We start from the raw sequence: 17282 nt of genomic DNA, 5'->3' as shown, positions 1-17282 counted from the left end.
TCAGAGCCGCGTGCGGACCGTCCACAGTTCCGGAAACAGCACGACCTCGAGCATCTTCTTGAGATAGGACGCACCTGAGGTGCCGCCGGTGCCGCGCTTCAGGCCGATGATGCGCTCGACCGTGGTGACATGGTTGAAGCGCCAGCGGCGGAAATAGTCCTCGAAATCGACCAGCTTCTCGGCCAGCTCATAGAACATCCAGTAGCGCTGCGGATCGCGGTAGACGGTCTGCCAGGCGACCATCACCTCTTCGTTCTCGGTGCGGGTCTCACGCCAGTCGGTGCGCTTGGCATCGGCGCCGATGTCGAACCCGTTGCGCGCCAGAAGCAGCAGCGCTTCGTCGTAAAGCGATGGCTCGGCCAGGATGGCCTCCAGCTTGCCGGTGAGGTCCGGCCGGTGCTTGTGAGGTCCGAGCATTGCTAGGTTGCGGTTGCCAGCCATGAACTCGATGGCGCGGTATTGCCAGGACTGGAAGCCAGAGGATTGGCCGAGCGCGTCGCGGAACTCGGTGTATTCGCTTGGAGTCATCGTGCGCAGCACGTCCCAGGCGTTGTTCAACTGCTCGAAAATCCGGGCGACGCGCGACAGCATCTTGAAGCTCGGCTCGAGGCGGTCGGCGCGAATGGAGCGTATGGCGGCGCCAATCTCGTGCAAAGCAAGTTTCATCCAGAGCTCCGAGGTCTGGTGCTGGATGATGAACAGCATCTCGTCATGCGCCGACGACAGCGGCGTCTGTGCGTCGAGCACTTTTTCCAGATGCAGATAGTCGCTGTAGGACATGCGCTCCTTGAACGACATCTGCGCGCCTTCGGAGGCCGGATCGTAGGGCTCGCTCAATTGGTTTTCTCCGTACGCAGCCGGAAGCGCTGGATCTTGCCGGTCTGGGTCTTGGGCAGGGCGGCGATGAATTTGACCGAGCGCGGATATTTGTAGGGCGCTATCGTTGCCTTGACGTGGTCCTGCAGGCGCTTGACGGTCAACGCATCGGGCGCCACGCCTTGCACCAGCACGACATGCGCCTCGACGATCTGACCGCGTTCGCCGTCATCGGCGCCTATGACCGCGCATTCGGCGACATCGGGATGCGACAGCAGTGCCGCTTCGACCTCTGGTCCGGCGATATTGTAGCCGGCGCTGACGATCATATCGTCGGAACGCGCGGCGAAGTGGAAGAAACCGTCCTCGTCCTGGGAAAAGGTGTCGCCGGTGAGGTTCCAGCCGTCGCGCACATACTCCTTCTGCCTGTCGTCGGCCATGTAGCGGCAGCCGGTTGGTCCGCGCACCGCCAGCCGTCCGGTCTCGCCGCGTGGCACCTCTTGCATCGCGTCGTCGACGATACGCGCTTCATAGCCGCCCACCGGCTTGCCGGTGGATGCAGGCTTCATGTCGCCAAAACGGTTGGAGATGAAGATGTGCAGCATTTCGGTGGCGCCGATGCCGTCGAGGATCGGCTTGCCGGTCTTCTCGGTCCATTCCTCGAAGACAGGAGCCGGCAAGGTCTCGCCGGCCGATACGGCGACACGCAGCGATGACAAATCGGCACCTTCATCCATGGCCTTCAGCATGGCGCGGTAGGCGGTAGGCGCCGTGAAGGAAATGGTCGCTTTGTAGGTCTCGATGATGTGGATCATGTTGGGCGGCGTCGCCTGTTCCAGCAGCGTCGCCGCCGCTCCAAAGCGCAGAGGGAAGATGGCAAGGCCGCCAAGGCCGAAGGTGAAGGCGAGCGGCGGCGAGCCGGCAAAGATGTCGTCCGGCGTGACCTGGAGGATTTCGCGCGCATAGGCGTCAGCGATGATCAGGAGATCGCGGTGGAAGTGCATCGTGGCCTTCGGCACGCCCGTCGTGCCGGAAGTGAAGCCGAGCAGGGCGACATCGTCGCGGCCGGTGTTGACGGCGGTGAAGGTGACCGGCTTGTCGAGCGCGGCGCGGTCGAGCTCGGCATCGTGGTTGGCGGTGCCGTCGAAACCGATCACCTGCTTCAGGAAGGCGCTGTCCTTGGCGCAGGCGGTCATCTCGTCCATCAGCCTGGTGTCGCAAAGCGCGGTGGTGATCTCCGCCTTGTCGACGATCTTGGTAAGTTCGCCGGCGCGCAGCATCGGCATGGTGTTGACGACCACCGCGCCGACCTTGGTGGCGGCCAGCCAGCAAGCAACCATTGCGGGGTTGTTGGCGGAACGGATCAGCACCCGGTTGCCCGGCTTGACGCCATAATTCTCGACCAGCGCGTGGGCCAGCCTGTTCGTCCAGTCAGACAGTTCCTTATAGGTGCGGCGGCGGCCATTGCCGATCAGGGCGGTGTGATCGCCAAGACCCTTCTCGACCAGCCTGTCGGTCAATTCGACGCCGGCGTTAAGGCGTTCGGGATAGTCGAAGCCGTCGAGCAGGAAGTCCGGCCACTGATCCGGCGGCGGCAGATGTTCGCGCGTGAACGTGTCGATATGCGCTGAAGGCCCAAGCATGTCGCCGCCATCCCATTTGCTGCCTGGCCAGTGCGCGAAGCATCTGTCCGAGGTCGTGGATCTGAAGTTCCCGTCTTTCGCGAGAGGCTTTGTGTCGCCAGTTACACCTGTTCGGCGACGCCACCGGAAGGTTGGACATTCGCAGGTTTGGACAGCACAGCGGACCTCCCATTGTCGACTGTTCTCGGGGCAGGATCGCACCAGTCGAAATTTGTTTCAAGCCTAAAATGTTTTTGCCCTGAAGCATTGACGCATGGCATGGTGGCGGCCATTGCTAGCGTCAAACGCATGCGTTTTTGGGGGAGGGTGCCGATGCCTAGACATCGCATTGCCGATTGGAACAACGCCTACGCCAATGGCGCGAACATCGCCGGCAGCGACCGTTGGCCGGCAGCGTGGGCGGAACCGGCGCAAGCCTTCCGGGACGCGCTGGCGGCAGAAGGCCGGGCACGGCTGGACATCGCCTATGGCGAGCGGCCGCGAAATCGCTTCGATCTTTTCCTTCCCGAGGCCGCGCCCCAGGGGCTCATCGTGTTCATCCATGGCGGTTATTGGCTGGAGTCCGACAAGAGCGACTGGTCGCATCTGGCCAAGGGCGCGGTCAGCAGCGGCTTTGCCGTGGCGATGCCGTCCTACACGCAGTGCCCGGACATACGCATCGCGGGCATCGTCCGTGAAGTCGGCGCGGCGATCGAAAAAGTGGCGGCAATGGTCGCCGGACCGTTGATGCTGACCGGACATTCGGCCGGCGGACATCTCGCCAGCCGCATGGTGACCACATCGACGCCTCTGGCGGCCGATGTGGCAAAGCGCATCCGCCATGTCGTCTCGATCTCGGGCCTGCACGACCTTCGTCCGCTCATGCGCACCGGCATGAATGGCGCTTTGGCAATCGACGAAGCCGAAGCGCAGGCCGAGAGCCCCGCCCTGTTGCGGCCCTTGGATGGCACCCGCATCACCTGCTGGGCCGGCGGTGGCGAGCGTTCCGAGTTCCTGCGCCAGAATGCGCTGCTGGCCAATATCTGGACCGGTCTTGGCGCCACCACCAGCTGCGTGGTCGAGCCCGACCGGCATCATTACGACATTGTCGATGGCCTCGGCGATCCGGCGCATGCGCTGACGCGAACCTTGATCTCGGAATAGGTGAGATCGTTTTTGTCCTGTTATCAGTGAATTATGGGATAATCCTTCAGCGCAGCATCAGCACGCTGCAAGAATCCCCGGCAGCGGATGCAGGGGCAAATGGCGCCCGCACGATCAGTCCATTGGCGTCGGCCAGCATCCTCAGCATGGACGAGTCCTGGATGCTGAACGGCGTCGCCACCAGCCCGCCATCGTCCTCCCTGACCACCGACCGCACATAGTCTTGGCGCAGGTCATTGGCCGGCATTGCGGCGCCCAGTCGGGCCGGACGGATGTCCTGACGATGATCACGGCCGCCGAGCCTCGCCAGAAGCGGCTTGAGGAACAATTGCGAGCAGACCAGGCTTGCCACCGGATTGCCGGGCAGGCCGATGCACCTGATGTCGCCGAGGCGTCCGAACATCAGCGGCTTGCCGGGGCGCATGGCGATCTTCCAGAATCCGAGCATCATGCCTTCGCCGGTCAGCACGTCATGGATCAGGTCATGGTCGCCAACCGAGGCGCCGCCAAGCGTGACGATGACATCCGCACCGGCCGCAACCGCCTTTTTGACCAGCGCTGCGATGGCATCCTTGCGGTCGGCGGCAATGCCGAGATCGAGCGCGCGGGCGCCGACCGATTGCGCGGCAGCGGCGACGCCATAGGCGTTGGACGAGATGATCTGGTCCGGCCCGAGATCGCTGCCGGGCGGCAGCAGCTCGTCGCCTGTGGCGATGATGGCGACCAGCGGCCGCCTTACCACACTCACTCTGGGATGGTTGGCCGATGCCGCCAGCGAGAGTGCCGCCGCATCGAGCAAACGACCTTTTTCCAGCAGGACGTCGCCCTTGGAAAAGTCGAGGCCGATGCGGCGTATGTTGCGCCATTCCGCAGTGGGCTCGATCACTTCGATCTCACCGCCGCCGAGATCCCTCACGTTTTCCTGGATGACGATGGTGTCGGCACCTTCAGGCAGCGGCGCACCGGTGAAGATACGCACGGCCTGGCGCTCGCCGACGGTGCCCTCAAAACCGCGCCCGGCCGGTGCCATGCCGATCACCGAAAGTTTCGATGGCACGGACGCCACTTCGGCCGCGCGCACCGCGTAACCATCCATGGCCGAAGCGTTGAAGGGCGGCTGAGTGCGAAGTGCCGCGACCTGTTCCGCCAGCACCCGATCGACCGCGTCGAACAGAGAAACGCTTTCGCTGGCCAGGGGGGCTGCACCATCCAGCAGGCGCTCAAGCGCCTCGGCCACCGGAACCAGCGCCATCAGGCGCCAGCCTTGTAGTCGCCGGACTTGCCGCCGGTCTTTTCCACCAGCTTGATGCCGGAAATGACCATGGCGCGGTCCACGGCCTTTGCCATGTCGTAGATGGTCAGGCAGGCGACCGATGCGGCGGTCAGCGCTTCCATCTCGACGCCGGTCTTGCCGGTGACACGCGCCAGCGCGGTGACTTTCAGGCCGGGCAGCGCGTGGTCGGGCTCGATGTCGACGGAAACCTTGGTCAGGAGCAGTGGATGGCAGAGGGGGATCAATTCATGCGTCTTCTTCGCCGCCATGATGCCGGCGATGCGGGCGGTGCCCAGCACGTCGCCCTTCTTGGCGTTGCCGGCGAGGATGGTCTTAAGCGTCTCGGGCTGCATCGAGACGAACCCTTCGGCGATCGCCGTGCGCGTCGTTTCTTCCTTATCGCCGACATCGACCATATTGGCCTCGCCCTGTGCGCCGAGATGGGTGAGGGCCGATGTCATCGTCAGACGGCCATAGAGCGACGTGCGTCCATTCGGACGCTCAAAGTACGCTCTATCACTTTGAATCTATGCATCGTGCTCTCCGAAAATCGATTCCGATTTTCGGGCCGATGCATCCAGCGCCTTGCCCGTCAGCAGAATGCGGGTCGCCGCGGTGACATCCTGTTGCCGCATCAGGCTCTCGCCGACAAGAAAGGTGCCGATGTCCTTCTTCTGCAGCCTGAGGCAATCGTCATGTGTGAAGATGCCGCTCTCACTGACCAGCAAGCGGTCGGCCGGCACCATCGTTGCCAGCCGCTCGGAGGTTTCGAGGCTGGTTTCGAACGTTCTCAGATTGCGGTTGTTTATGCCGATCAGCCGCGACGACAGTTTTAGCGCGCGCATCGTCTCGGCTTCATCATGCACCTCGATCAGCGCATCCATGCCGAGTTCGAATGCGGCCGCTTCCAATTCGCTCGCCAAGGCATCGTCGACGCTGGCCATGATGATCAGGATGGCATCCGCGCCCCAGGCGCGTGCTTCATAAACCTGGTAGGGGTCGAATAGGAAATCCTTGCGCAGCGCGGGCAAGGCGACGGCTGCCCGTGCCCTGGTAAGGAATTCCGGCGCGCCCTGGAAGGACGGTGCATCGGTCAACACCGAAAGACAGGCGGCGCCGCCCTTCTCATAGGCCTGCGCCAGTGCCGGCGGATCGAAATCGGCACGAATCAGCCCTTTGGAAGGGCTCGCCTTCTTGATTTCGGCGATCAGGGCGAAGCGACCCGATCCGCGCTTCGCCTCGAGTGCTGCAAGAAAGCCGCGTGGTGCGTCGGCGTCCTTCGCCCGCGCCTTGATCTCGGCCAGCGGTATCAGTGCCTTGGCGGCGGCGATCTCGTCGCGCTTGTAGGCCTCGATCTTGCGCAAAATGTCAGACACGGTTCACCCGTTCGAAATTTCGACCAAACGGTCGAGCACCTGCAGCGCCCGGCCGCTGTCGATGGCTTGTGCCGCGAGCGCGATGCCGTCGGCGAGCGTCGTCGCCTTGCCCGCGATCACCAGCCCGGCGCCGGCATTCATCAGCACGGTGTCGCGATAGGCGCCGGCAGCACCACCCAGCATGTCGCGCAAGGCCTTGGCATTGTAGGCGGCGTCACCGCCGCGCAGCTCGTCCTTGGTGTGGCGCTTCAGTCCAACCTCTTCCGGGGTCAGCGTGAAGCTGCGGATCTCACCGCCGATCAGTTCCGCCACCTGCGTCTCGCCGGTGGTGGTGATTTCGTCATAGCCGTCGCCATGAACGACCCAGGCATGCTCGGTGCCCAGCGCCTTCAATGTCTCGGCCACCGGCATGATCCATTCCGGCAGGAACACACCGACCATCTGCCTGACGACGCCAGCCGGATTGGAGAGGGGGCCGAGCAGGTTGAAGATGGTGCGGGTGCCGAGCTCGACGCGGGTCGGGCCGACATGCTTCATCGCCGGGTGGTGCGCGGGCGCGAACATGAAGCCGACGCCGGCTTCGTGGATGCAACGGCCGATCGTCTCCGGCGGAATGTCTATCTTGACCCCAAGCGCGATCAGGACATCGGCCGCGCCGGTCAGCGAGGACAGGCCGCGATTGCCGTGTTTGGCGACCGGCACGCCGGCGGCGGCGATAACGAAGGCCGAGCCCGTCGAAATGTTGACGCTGTGGGAATTGTCGCCGCCCGTGCCGACGATATCGATGGCACCCGCGGGCGCCTCGACGCGCAGCATCTTGGCCCGCATCGTGGCGACAGCGCCCGAAATCTCGCTGACCGTCTCACCGCGTACGCGCAGCGCCATCAGGAAGCCGCCGATCTGCCCGGGGGTCGCGTCGCCTGACATGATGATGTCGAAGGCCTCGCGCGCTTCCTCGAAGGAAAGCGCGGTGCCGGCCGCCACCTTGGCGATATGGGTTTTCAGCGCGCTCATCTTGTCGAGGCTTGGGCAACGGCGGCCTGGTCGATGCGGACGTCATACTGCGTCTGCAACTGCGCCACCAACTGGTCGAGCAGATCGTCCGACATGCCGGAAGTGAAGGATTTTTGCGCATCCTCCGGCACCGAGCTGGCATCGGCTCCGGCGGGCTCGAACACTTCGGCGACCTTGAACAGGATCTGCCCGTCGCCGGTGGGCGAGGGGATCAAGCCGGTGCCGCCTTCGCCGACGCCGAACATCACGGCAGCGCCTTCCTTGCCGAAATCGGCATCGTCGGCTTCGCGCCTCAGGCCGCGCTTGGTCTGCTTCTCCAGCTTGAGATCGCCGGCGATGACATCGAGCGTGGCACCAGCCTTGAGCCGCTTGTCGAGCTCGCTCGCCTTGGCGGCAAGGCGCTTGGTGGTCTCGGCCGCCGTCCAGTCGGCGACGACTTTCTGGCGGACCTCGTCAAGTGTGCGGTCGCGAGCCGGTGTGATCGAGGCGACTTCATAGAAGATGAAGCCGTTGTCGGCCGTGGTCAGCGCTTCGTTTTCGGTTTTGGGTTCGGCATCAAAGATCGCCTTGATCAGTGCAGGAGATTCCGGCAGGTCCTTGACGATGGAGCCGTCCGGCCTGAGGCCGCTGCGATCGACGGCATCGATGGTGACGTCCTTCAGCTTCAGCTTGGCGGCCGCGTCGGCCAGCGAACTGCCGGAGGCGCGGGTATCTTCGTAATTGTCGTGCACATCCAAAAGGATGCGGCTTGCCTCGCCCAGCGCCAGGTCCTTGCGGATCTGGTCGGACACTTCGGCGAGCGGCTTCACCACCTCGGGCTTGATCTCGGTGACGCGCAGCAGAACCGGACCGAAGGCGCCCTGAACGACCTGGCTGACTTCGTTGGCGTTGAGCGCGAAGGCGGCATCTGCAACCGCCTTGTCGGCTATCTTGTCCTTGGCCAACGTGCCAAGCAGCGTGTCGGCCGGGGTCTTGCCTTCGGCTGTCACCAGCTTTTCGAACGTGGCGCCGGCCTTGAGCGAATCGAGCGCGGCTTTGGCTGCGTCCGGTGTCTTGAACACAAGCTGCTCGATCGTGCGCATTTCGGGCGTCGTGTAGCGCGCCTTGTTCTTGTTGTAATCGTCATTGACCTGCTGGTCGGTGACAGCAGTCGGATCCATGATGTCCACCGGCTCGAGGCGGACATAGGAGAATTTGCGGTACTCAGGTGCGGCGTAGGTCTTCTTGTTGGCCTCGAAATAGGCCCGAAGCACGCTGTCGCTCGGTGCCTCGATGGGCTCGACGAGCTTCTTCGGCAACACCAGATAGTCAACGGTGCGGTCCTCGCCGCGATAGAGCGCGACGGCCTTGAAGAAAGCGTCCGGTGCCTTGAGGCCGTCCGAGACCGCCTCGACGATCTGCTGGCGCACCGCCACCTGGGCGCGATTCTTCAGATAATCCTCTGGCCGCATGCCGACCTGGCGCAGCATGTACTCGAATGTTCTCCTGTCGAACTCGCCGCCTGGACCCTTGAACGCCGGATCCTCGCGCGTCAGCTCGGCCAGCCGGTCCTTGGACAGGCCAAGGCCAAGCTTACGGGCCTGTTCGTCGAGAACGGCGCCGGAGACAAGCTGAGCCAGGACCTGGTTGTCGATGCCGAGCGCCTTTGCCTGTTCGTGGGTGAGGCGCTGACCGAATTGCTGCGACATGACGGCGAGCTGGCGATCATAGGCGAGGCGGTATTCGTTGATCGATACCTTGGTGTCACCCGCTATTATCACCGAATCGTGGCCGGCAAAGCCGCCCATCAGCCGCCCGGAGATGCCCCAGGCGGCGAAACTGACCACCAGCAGCGAAAGCAATGTCTTCGCGACCCATGTACCCGCCGCGCTTCTCAATACACCAAGCATCGTTACTTCCGATTTATGCGCATTTTCGCATGCGCCGAGTCTGAAACAAGCGCAATAGCGCCCTTCCGGGCCACTGTCGATTGCTTTGTGGCCTGATTTTGGTAGTGAGGGCCAGAGCTTGATATCGCCCGGAGAAGCAGACCATGACGCCAGGAATTCGCCCGCTTGTCGCCGGCAACTGGAAAATGAACGGAACCAGCGCTTCGCTGAACGAGCTCAGGATGATCGGCAACGGTTTCATGAGCGGGCTCGACGCGGAGACCGAGGCCCTGGTCTGCGTTCCCGCGACGCTGCTCTCCCATGCCGCGGATATTCTGTCGCGCACGCCGGTCCATGCCGGCGGCGAGGATTGCCACACCAAGGAAAGCGGCGCCTACACCGGCTGCATCTCGGCGGAGATGCTGAAGGACGCCGGCGCGAGCCATGTCATAGTCGGCCATTCCGAATGCCGCGAACAACGCGGCGAGGACGATGCGACGGTCCAGGCCAAGGCCGCCGCCGCATGGCGTGCCGGGCTCGTGGCCATCATTTGCATCGGCGAGACGCAGCAACAGCGTGAAGCGGGCGCCACGCTCGACGTGCTGTCGCGCCAGGTCGCCGGCTCGGTGCCGCCGAGTGCCACGCCATCCAACACCGTCATTGCCTATGAGCCGGTGTGGGCGATCGGCACGGGCCTGACGCCGACCGCGGCCGATGTGACCGAAGCGCATGCGCATATCCGCGAAAAGCTCTCGGAGAAACTTGGCGCCGCTGCCGCCAAGATGCGCATTCTCTACGGCGGCTCGGTCAAGCCGTCCAATGCGGTTGAACTGCTCGGCGTCAGGAATGTGGATGGCGCGCTGGTTGGCGGCGCCAGCCTGAAGGCGGCCGATTTCCTCGGTATCGCCGAGGCCTATCGCAGCATTTCAGGCTAAGTTTCACGACGAAGGACGGGGCTTATCCCGTCCCAATTCGTTGCAAAGGGCGCGTTGCTTCCCATATTCCGGCCACGGGCTTGGAAATGCCGTGAAAGCATTGTATTGAGCCGCCTCCAATTCACCGGTCGTGTCCGCGGCCGGGCAAGGCCTTGCCAGGATAAACTATGCAAACCGTACTGATCGTCATCCATCTCATGGTCGTGCTCGCCCTCGTCGGCGTGGTGCTGCTGCAACGCTCCGAAGGCGGCGGCCTTGGCATTGGAGGCGGATCGGGCTTCATGACGGCGCGCGGCGCCGCCAACGCGTTGACCCGGGCAACGGCGATCCTGGCGGCGGCTTTCTTCGTCACGTCGCTGACCTTGTCGATCATTGCCCGCTACGGCGAAAAGCCGATCGACATTCTCGATCGCGTCCCCGCGACCTCGGACGGCGCCGGCAAGGGCGTGCTCAACCAGTTGCCTGGCACGACGACCCCGGCACCGGCCGGCAGCACCACCCCGACGCCGCCGTCGGGCAATGGCGCGGCGACGACGCCTGCGCCGGCAGCTCCGGCCACCGCCCCCGCCTCTGGTGCAACGCCGCCGGCAAGCAACGGCACCACCAACACGGCGCCCGCGGCACCGCAGGTCCCGAACCAGTAACCTCATCTGGTCCAAACCGCGACCTGTGATCGTTTGAACACAGTCGCGGCAAATGCTGCGCGATCACGAAGATTCAACGGGCAGCAGCGTGGTCTCGCGCTTGAGGCATCCGCGCTTATTCGACTATAGATTGCACGCGGCATTTTCGGTGTCCTTGGGGGACGCCGGGCGACGCCGTGGGCAACAAGCATTGAACGATCGGATCTTCGCCATGCAGCTTCGCAGCTTCATTTTCCTGGGACTTTGCGCCGTACTCGGCTTGAGTTCCCCGGCTTTCGCCGGCGTGCCGGCCAATTTGGCCGCCAATCAGTCGGTCGACAAAACCGACGCCATCAACGTCGCAGTCAAGAGCGATGCGGCGCAGTTGAAGGCTCTCAAGAAGAAGAAAAGCCCGACACCGGACGATCTCGCCCAGATCAAGAAAATCGAGGCCAAGATCGCCGCCGACAAGGAAGACGCCAAGACCAAGGCGCTCGAAGCCAGGAAGCTGGCGTTGCGCGAGGCGGCCAAGGCCAAGGCCGACGCCGAACGGCAGGCCTTCCTGGCTAAGAAGGGAAAGAGCGCTTCTACAACGGCCGAAGTGGCTGACGCCAAGCCGGCCAAGAAGACCACAAAGGTCATCGAGCCGATCGAACCGATCACACCAATCCAGTCAGCCGAGCCGCTTCCGGCAGAAGCGATGAATGTCGCTCTGACCGGCAACAATGGTGAGCTTCGTAGCGAGGTCATCGGCCAGAAGCAGCCGAGCCGCGGCCTGTTCGCCGGCCTGTTCGGCGGCACCTCTTCCGGCTCGTCGATCAGCTATCTGCCCGAGACGCGGGCTCTCGACCGGGCTCTCGCCCAGAAGGACGCCAAGAAGCCGTTCAAGGTGAAGCCGGAATTCGTGCCGCAGGACGTGGAATTCACCGGCTATGAGCCGGGCACCATCGTCATCGACACCAGCGCGCGCCGTCTCTATCTCGTCGAATCGTTTTCGACCGCGCGTCGCTACGCGATCGCGGTCGGCCGTGAAGGCCTGCAGTTCAAGGGTACGGTCGCGGTGGGCGACAAGCAGGAATGGCCGCGCTGGATCCCGACGCTCGACATGCAGAAGCGCGAGCCCAAGCACTACGGCCAGTACAAGGACGGCATGCCCGGCGGCGGCCAAAACCCGCTCGGCGCCCGCGCCATCTACCTCTATGACGGCAAGAAGGACACGCATCTGCGCATCCACGGCACCATCGCGCCGCAGTCGATCGGAACCAGCGCTTCCAATGGCTGCTTCCGCATGATCAACGAGCACGTCATGGATCTCTACAGCCGCGTCAGGGTCGGCACCAAAGTCGTCATCATCTGACGTTTCCGCCATCCTGCCGAAAGGGCCGGCTCAGCCGGCCCTTTTGTTTTGCCTCGCTCACGACAAGCCTGTCCGGTCGTGATCCCCGGACAAACGAAAACCGTTTGTTCGAGAAAACCGGGTTCCACACTTCGGGATCATGGTCCGACGCCTTCTTGGGAAAAAACCTTCGCGGTGGTTTTTTCTCTGGCGGAATCAATCCAGCCGCGTTAAGCGATGACTCCCATGGCGCGATATGTATTCATCACAGGCGGCGTGGTTTCCTCACTTGGAAAAGGCATAGCCGCAGCGGCCCTTGGGGCTCTCCTGCAGGCGCGAGGCTATCGCGCACGCATCAAAAAACTCGACCCGTATCTCAATGTCGATCCCGGCACGATGTCGCCGTACCAGCATGGCGAGGTGTTCGTCACCGATGACGGTGCGGAGACCGATCTTGACCTTGGTCACTACGAGCGCTTCACCGGCCGCTCGGCCAATCAGCAGGACAACATCACCACCGGCCGCATCTACAAGAACATCATCGAGCGCGAGCGGCGCGGCGACTATCTCGGTGCCACCGTGCAGGTCATTCCGCACGTCACCGACGAGATCAAGAATTTCGTCCTCAACGGCAATGACGACTATGATTTCGTGCTGTGCGAGATCGGCGGCACGGTCGGCGACATCGAGGCGATGCCGTTCCTCGAGGCGATCCGTCAGCTCGGCAACGACCTGCCGCGCAACAATGCCGTCTACGTGCATCTGACCTTGATGCCCTACATTCCGACGGCGGGTGAGCTGAAGACCAAGCCGACCCAGCATTCGGTCAAGGAACTGCGCGGCATCGGCATCGCGCCCGACATCCTTCTGGTTCGCGCCGACCGCGCCATTCCCAAGGAAGAGCGCAGAAAGCTGTCGCTGTTCTGCAATGTCCGGGAAAGTGCCGTCATCCAGGCGCTCGACGTGCCGCACATCTACGACGTGCCGATGGCCTACCACAAGGAAGGGCTCGATTCGGAAGTGCTGGCCGCCTTTGGCATCGACCCTGCGCCGAAGCCGCGCATGGAGCCCTGGCAGAAGGTGTCGGACCGCATCCACAGCCCGGAAGGCGAGGTGACCATCGCCATCGTCGGGAAATACACTGGCCTCAAGGACGCCTACAAATCGCTGATCGAAGCGCTTTCGCATGGCGGCCTGGCCAATCACGTCAAGGTCAAGCTCGACTGGATCGAATCGGAGATCTTCGAGAAGGAGGATCCGACGCCTTGGCTGGAAAAGGTGCATGGCATCCTGGTTCCCGGCGGCTTTGGCGAACGCGGCTCCGAAGGCAAGATCCTGGCGGCGAAATTCGCGCGCGAGCGCAAGGTGCCGTATTTCGGCATCTGCTTCGGCATGCAGATGGCCTGCATCGAGGCGGCGCGGTCGCTGGCGGGCGTCGAGCATGCCTCCTCGACCGAGTTCGGCCCGACCAACGAGCCCGTCGTCGGCCTGATGACCGAATGGCTGAAGGGCAACATGCTGGAGAAGCGGCGGGAAACCGGCGATCTCGGCGGCACGATGCGTCTCGGCGCCTATCAGGCCGACCTCGCCAAGGGCTCCAAGATCGCCGAGATCTATGGCGACACGCAGATTTCCGAACGCCACCGCCACCGCTACGAGGTCAATATCGACTACAAGGAGCGGCTAGAGGATTGCGGCTTGGTGTTTGCCGGCATGTCGCCAGACGGCGTGCTGCCGGAGACGGTCGAATATCCCGACCATCCCTGGTTCATCGGCGTCCAGTATCACCCTGAGCTGAAGAGCCGGCCGCTCGATCCGCATCCGCTGTTCGCCAGCTTCATCGAGGCTGCCGTGGAACAGTCTCGCCTGGTGTAGGCACCCGCCAGGCGGAGCCTCTCATGCAGACCTATGTCGCGCTCCTCTACAGCATCATCCTGGGTGAGGGGCGCCGGGTCGTCATGGCGGACCTCAAGGCGATGGCGGAAGGCCTCGGCTTGAGGAATGTTCGCACGCTGGTGGCGACGGGAAATCTGGTCTTCGAGGCTGAGAGGACCGCGACTGCCGCGCTTGAGAAGCGGCTGGAGGCCGCCTTCGAAACGGCCTTTGACCGCCACGTCGACATCATTGTTCGTGGCGCTGGAGATTGGCAGAAACTCGCGTCGCGCAATCCATTCCCAACCGAATCGGAGGAAGCCGGGGATCAGGTCGCGGTGCGTGTGATGCGCAAGCCTGTGGCCGAAGATGTCCTGTCGGGGCTTCAGGCCTATGCCGCCGAGGACGAGAAGGTGCTCTTGATCGGCGGCGACATATGGCTTGTGTTTTCGCGCGAACGGCCAAGCTCGCGGCTGCTTGCGGCCGCCAATCACAAGCGCCTGGGCATAGGCACGTCGCGCAACTGGAACACGGTGCGCAAATTGGCGGAGATGGTTGGCAGTAGGGAATAGGGAATCTGTTTGTGTATTCCCCTAGCCCCTACTGCCTACTGCATCACTTTCAGGCTTTCGCTATCTTGGCGCCCGCACCCACGGCGGCGGTGCGCAGCACGTAGTAGATGATGCCGGCAATCGCCACGCCGAAGAACCAGCCATAGACGCCCCACCAGGACGGCAGCCAGTTGGTGAAGTTCGGCAATATCGACGAGAAGACGGCACCGATGCCAGCCGCGATGAAGGCATTGACGTGCCAGCCGCCCTGGAAGCGGAACTCGCCGTCCTCACGATACAGCGCCTCGACGTCGACCTCGCCTTTGCGGATCAGGTAATAGTCGACCATCATGACACCGAAGATCGGCCCCATCGTCGCGCCGATGATGCCGACGAAATGCGCCGCACTGCCTTCCCACGGCGCGAAGGGATAGAGCACAAGTGCGATGAGTGCTGCGATGTAGCCGCCCTTCTTGAAGTCGATCTGACGCGGGAAGACGTTGGAGAAGTCGAAGGCTGGCGAGACGAAGTTGGCGACGACGTTGATGCCGAGCGTGGCAACCGCGAAGGTCAGGGCCGCGAGCGCCGCCAGGAACCAGCTGTCGAACTTGGCCGAGATCTGGTCGGGATGCAGCAGCACTTCGTGGTAGACGTCATAGGCGGCAATGGTGGTGACGCCGGCGACCAGCGAGAACAGGATGAGGTTGACCGGAAGGCCCCAGATGTTGCCTTTGCGCAGCGCCGCCTTGTCCGGCGCGTAGCGGGCGAAGTCGCAGAAATTGAGATAGAGCGCCGAGAAATAGGTCACCCAGATCGCCGCGACCCCGAAGAGCGCCGTCCACGATCCGGGATCGCCCGGAATGCCGGCATCGGCGGTCTTTTCGCGCAGCACGTCCATCGGAATATCGCTGGTAAAGGCGAAGCTCCCCGATTTGACGCAGAGATAGATGGCCAGGAGCAGCATCATCACCCAGACGGCAGGCCCCGCCCAATCCTGGAAGCGGCGCACTGTTTCCATGCCCTTCTGGATGATCAGCAGCTGCAGCGCCCAGATGATGACGAAGCAGATCACTTCCAGCGTGGAATGGCCGAGAAGATGCGAGGTCTTGTTGAATTCGTCGAACCATTGCAGGCGAGTGAGCAATGCCACGATGGCGCCGGAGGCGGCGGCCGTCTGCGCGCCGTACCAGAAGCAGGCGACGATGGCGCGCACCAAGGCCGGTATGTTGGCACCCCAGATGCCGAAGGAGGCGCGGGCGAGCACGGGGTAGGGCACGCCAGTCTTGACGCCGGCATAACCGACCATGTTCATCAGCGCGTAGATGATCAGCGAGCCGATGCCGATAGCAATGATGAAATTGACGAAGCCGCCGCAGAACAGGAACAGGCTGGCGGCGAGATAATAGCCCCACAGGCTGTGAACGTCCGATGTCCAGACGTTGAAGATCGAGAATGGTCCCCAGTTTCGAACTTTGGCCGGAGCGAGATCCTCGTTGTACAGGTCAGGCGATGCGCCTTGTATGGTCACTGCAATGTCCTCCCCTTGATTGGCCACGCGCCTCCACGCGATAGCCGTGCAGGTTAAGCCTGACGCTGGGGAACCGACAAGCAATCCATTTGCCGGCTTTGGCCTTAAAGATATTCAATGCGAACGGCGATTATCGAGGGGTCGCAATGGTGGGCCACTGTTGGATATCAACAGTTCTGGTGATTCGAATTCGGGTGCCGCTTCTCCGCCTAGGCGATGGCCATGACCCGCTTGTGGTCCTCGACTTCCGACAACAGCCAGTCCTGAAACAGGCCGGTGCCCGGCTTGTTGCCGATGCTGCGGCGCTGATGCAGGTAGATGCCGGCCGGATAGGTATGGCGGGCCTGAAACGGCGCGACAAGTTTGCCTTGCTGCAGCAGATCCTGCGCCATCATCGTATCGGCGAGCGCAATTCCGGCGCCATTGATTGCCTCGCGCATGATGAGCGTACAGTCATCCAGCGTCGTGCTGGATTTCGGCGTCGTGTCCAAAACGCCTTCCTGCTCCAGCCAACGCTTCCATCTCATGCTCTCGCATTCGTGGATAAGATGATGGTTGACCAGATCGGCGGGCGATCGCAGCGGCACGGGCCCATCGAGCAATGAGGGCGCACAGACCGGCGTCAGAACCAGCGGGATCAAAAGCGTCAGGGCCGGGCCGGCCTTGTAGACGAACTCGTCGACAATGGCCAAATCGAAGTTGGCGCGCTTGCCTGACGTCGAGATCTCCAGCTCCACGGTCGGATGCAGCTTGCGAAAGTTCGGCAACCGGTCCGCCAGCCAAAGGTTCAGGACCGCCGGGACGCACAAGACCCGGACGCGTTGGGTCCTGCCGTGGCTTGGGCCATCGGCGAGGCTGACGTCGTCGGTGGCGCGCCAGATGGCCTCGAACGCTTCGGAGAGGCTGCGCGCATAGTAGGAGCCCCTGATGGTCGGTGTTATCTGGCGAAAGCCGCGTTCGAACAGATCCTGGCCGAGATTTCTTTCGAGCGCACGGATATGGCGGCTGATGGCCGAGGGTGTCAGGTGCAGCTCTTCGGCCGCATCCTTGATGCTGCCGAGACGTGCGGCGGCCTCGAAAGCTCGCATGCCATTGAGTGAAGGTAGGGCCATTGGCCGATCATGAATTGTCAGTTGAGTTTTTGTCAATCGACTTGGGCGAAATTGGCGTTTGATCGCCTGGCCTGTTCGGCGCTACCCAAAAGGCAAGAGCGACTAAGTCGCCATCAGAAAACGATTTCTTGGGGCCTCCGGCACCATTCCACCAAGGGCAGAGACCGGCAACAGGTTTAGCCATTGGCGGGC

15 protein-coding genes are annotated in these 17282 nt (G+C 62.9%); 6 read left to right on the top strand and 9 right to left on the bottom strand.

Annotated features, from left to right (window positions below):
• Positions 1-837 carry a tryptophan 2,3-dioxygenase gene (kynA, locus tag ACLGL5_RS24035; protein WP_019858179.1) on the bottom strand — a complete coding sequence of 279 codons (837 nt, stop codon included), beginning with the start codon at positions 835-837 and terminating at the stop codon, positions 1-3.
• On the bottom strand, positions 834-2459 hold the full coding sequence (locus tag ACLGL5_RS24030; protein ID WP_069092188.1) for an AMP-binding protein: 1626 nt from the start codon (positions 2457-2459) through the stop codon (positions 834-836). The genes kynA and ACLGL5_RS24030 overlap by 4 nt, the downstream gene beginning before the upstream one ends.
• A 312-nt stretch (positions 2460-2771) precedes the next feature.
• Here ACLGL5_RS24030 and ACLGL5_RS24025 point away from each other — a divergent pair, with 312 nt between their 5' ends.
• Positions 2772-3602 carry a hormone-sensitive lipase gene (locus tag ACLGL5_RS24025; protein WP_069092187.1) on the top strand — a complete coding sequence of 277 codons (831 nt, stop codon included), beginning with the start codon at positions 2772-2774 and terminating at the stop codon, positions 3600-3602.
• A 46-nt stretch (positions 3603-3648) separates the two neighbouring features.
• Here the strand turns inward: ACLGL5_RS24025 and ACLGL5_RS24020 are convergent, their stop codons facing one another.
• The 5 genes from ACLGL5_RS24020 to ACLGL5_RS24000 all read right to left on the bottom strand — a co-directional run bounded on the left by ACLGL5_RS24020 (position 3649) and on the right by ACLGL5_RS24000 (position 9154).
• Complete coding sequence (locus tag ACLGL5_RS24020; RefSeq protein WP_069092186.1) at positions 3649-4854, bottom strand: molybdopterin molybdotransferase MoeA; 1206 nt, start codon at positions 4852-4854, stop codon at positions 3649-3651.
• Complete coding sequence (moaC, locus tag ACLGL5_RS24015; protein ID WP_019858175.1) at positions 4854-5336, bottom strand: cyclic pyranopterin monophosphate synthase MoaC; 483 nt, start codon at positions 5334-5336, stop codon at positions 4854-4856. The genes ACLGL5_RS24020 and moaC overlap by 1 nt, the downstream gene beginning before the upstream one ends.
• Positions 5337-5402: 66 nt before the next feature.
• Complete coding sequence (gene trpC / locus ACLGL5_RS24010; protein WP_069092185.1) at positions 5403-6251, bottom strand: indole-3-glycerol phosphate synthase TrpC; 849 nt, start codon at positions 6249-6251, stop codon at positions 5403-5405.
• 3 nt (positions 6252-6254) lie between these two features.
• Entirely contained in the window at positions 6255-7265 is a 1011-nt protein-coding gene (trpD, locus tag ACLGL5_RS24005) for an anthranilate phosphoribosyltransferase (protein WP_038646849.1), read from the bottom strand.
• Entirely contained in the window at positions 7262-9154 is a 1893-nt protein-coding gene (locus tag ACLGL5_RS24000; protein ID WP_069092184.1) for a SurA N-terminal domain-containing protein, read from the bottom strand. The genes trpD and ACLGL5_RS24000 overlap by 4 nt, the downstream gene beginning before the upstream one ends.
• A 143-nt stretch (positions 9155-9297) precedes the next feature.
• On the opposite strand from ACLGL5_RS24000, the gene tpiA reads away from it, so the two are divergent.
• The 5 genes from tpiA to ACLGL5_RS23975 all read left to right on the top strand — a co-directional run bounded on the left by tpiA (position 9298) and on the right by ACLGL5_RS23975 (position 14471).
• Entirely contained in the window at positions 9298-10068 is a 771-nt protein-coding gene (tpiA, locus tag ACLGL5_RS23995) for a triose-phosphate isomerase (protein ID WP_069092183.1), read from the top strand.
• Positions 10069-10235: 167 nt separating this feature from the next.
• Positions 10236-10712 carry a preprotein translocase subunit SecG gene (gene secG, locus ACLGL5_RS23990; protein WP_019858168.1) on the top strand — a complete coding sequence of 159 codons (477 nt, stop codon included), beginning with the start codon at positions 10236-10238 and terminating at the stop codon, positions 10710-10712.
• A gap of 211 nt (positions 10713-10923) precedes the next feature.
• Positions 10924-12048 carry a L,D-transpeptidase gene (locus ACLGL5_RS23985; protein WP_038652706.1) on the top strand — a complete coding sequence of 375 codons (1125 nt, stop codon included), beginning with the start codon at positions 10924-10926 and terminating at the stop codon, positions 12046-12048.
• 216 nt (positions 12049-12264) lie between these two features.
• The gene (gene pyrG, locus ACLGL5_RS23980; protein ID WP_020628875.1) at positions 12265-13902 is read left to right on the top strand and encodes a CTP synthase; all 1638 of its coding nucleotides are present in this window, start codon (positions 12265-12267) and stop codon (positions 13900-13902) included.
• Between the two features lie 23 nt (positions 13903-13925).
• A complete protein-coding gene (locus tag ACLGL5_RS23975; protein ID WP_019858165.1) occupies positions 13926-14471 on the top strand; it encodes a DUF1697 domain-containing protein in 546 nt (181 codons plus the stop codon).
• A gap of 49 nt (positions 14472-14520) precedes the next feature.
• On the opposite strand, the gene ACLGL5_RS23970 is transcribed toward ACLGL5_RS23975, so the two are convergent.
• A complete protein-coding gene (locus tag ACLGL5_RS23970; RefSeq protein ID WP_020628874.1) occupies positions 14521-15978 on the bottom strand; it encodes an NCS1 family nucleobase:cation symporter-1 in 1458 nt (485 codons plus the stop codon).
• Between the two features lie 209 nt (positions 15979-16187).
• Complete coding sequence (locus ACLGL5_RS23965) at positions 16188-17090, bottom strand: LysR substrate-binding domain-containing protein (protein WP_019858163.1); 903 nt, start codon at positions 17088-17090, stop codon at positions 16188-16190.
• Positions 17091-17282 lie beyond the last annotated feature (192 nt).

This window comes from Mesorhizobium sp. U510 (genome assembly GCF_059180695.1).
Note: the sequence above shows the minus strand (reverse complement) of the source record. Positions and strands in the feature narration are given on the sequence as shown.

Bases quoted from the DNA above. Each gene is read 5' to 3' on its own strand.
- moaC (WP_019858175.1), bottom strand. From the start codon at position 5,336: ATGACATCGGCCCTCACCCATCTCGGCGCACAGGGCGAGGCCAATATG.
- ACLGL5_RS24020 (WP_069092186.1), bottom strand. From the start codon at position 4,854: ATGGCGCTGGTTCCGGTGGCCGAGGCGCTTGAGCGCCTGCTGGATGGT.
- ACLGL5_RS24000 (WP_069092184.1), bottom strand. From the start codon at position 9,154: ATGCTTGGTGTATTGAGAAGCGCGGCGGGTACATGGGTCGCGAAGACA.
- ACLGL5_RS24025 (WP_069092187.1), top strand. From the start codon at position 2,772: ATGCCTAGACATCGCATTGCCGATTGGAACAACGCCTACGCCAATGGC.
- pyrG (WP_020628875.1), top strand. From the start codon at position 12,265: ATGACTCCCATGGCGCGATATGTATTCATCACAGGCGGCGTGGTTTCC.
- ACLGL5_RS23965 (WP_019858163.1), bottom strand. From the start codon at position 17,090: ATGGCCCTACCTTCACTCAATGGCATGCGAGCTTTCGAGGCCGCCGCA.
- ACLGL5_RS24030 (WP_069092188.1), bottom strand. From the start codon at position 2,459: ATGCTTGGGCCTTCAGCGCATATCGACACGTTCACGCGCGAACATCTG.
- secG (WP_019858168.1), top strand. From the start codon at position 10,236: ATGCAAACCGTACTGATCGTCATCCATCTCATGGTCGTGCTCGCCCTC.
- ACLGL5_RS23985 (WP_038652706.1), top strand. From the start codon at position 10,924: ATGCAGCTTCGCAGCTTCATTTTCCTGGGACTTTGCGCCGTACTCGGC.
- ACLGL5_RS23975 (WP_019858165.1), top strand. From the start codon at position 13,926: ATGCAGACCTATGTCGCGCTCCTCTACAGCATCATCCTGGGTGAGGGG.
- tpiA (WP_069092183.1), top strand. From the start codon at position 9,298: ATGACGCCAGGAATTCGCCCGCTTGTCGCCGGCAACTGGAAAATGAAC.
- trpD (WP_038646849.1), bottom strand. From the start codon at position 7,265: ATGAGCGCGCTGAAAACCCATATCGCCAAGGTGGCGGCCGGCACCGCG.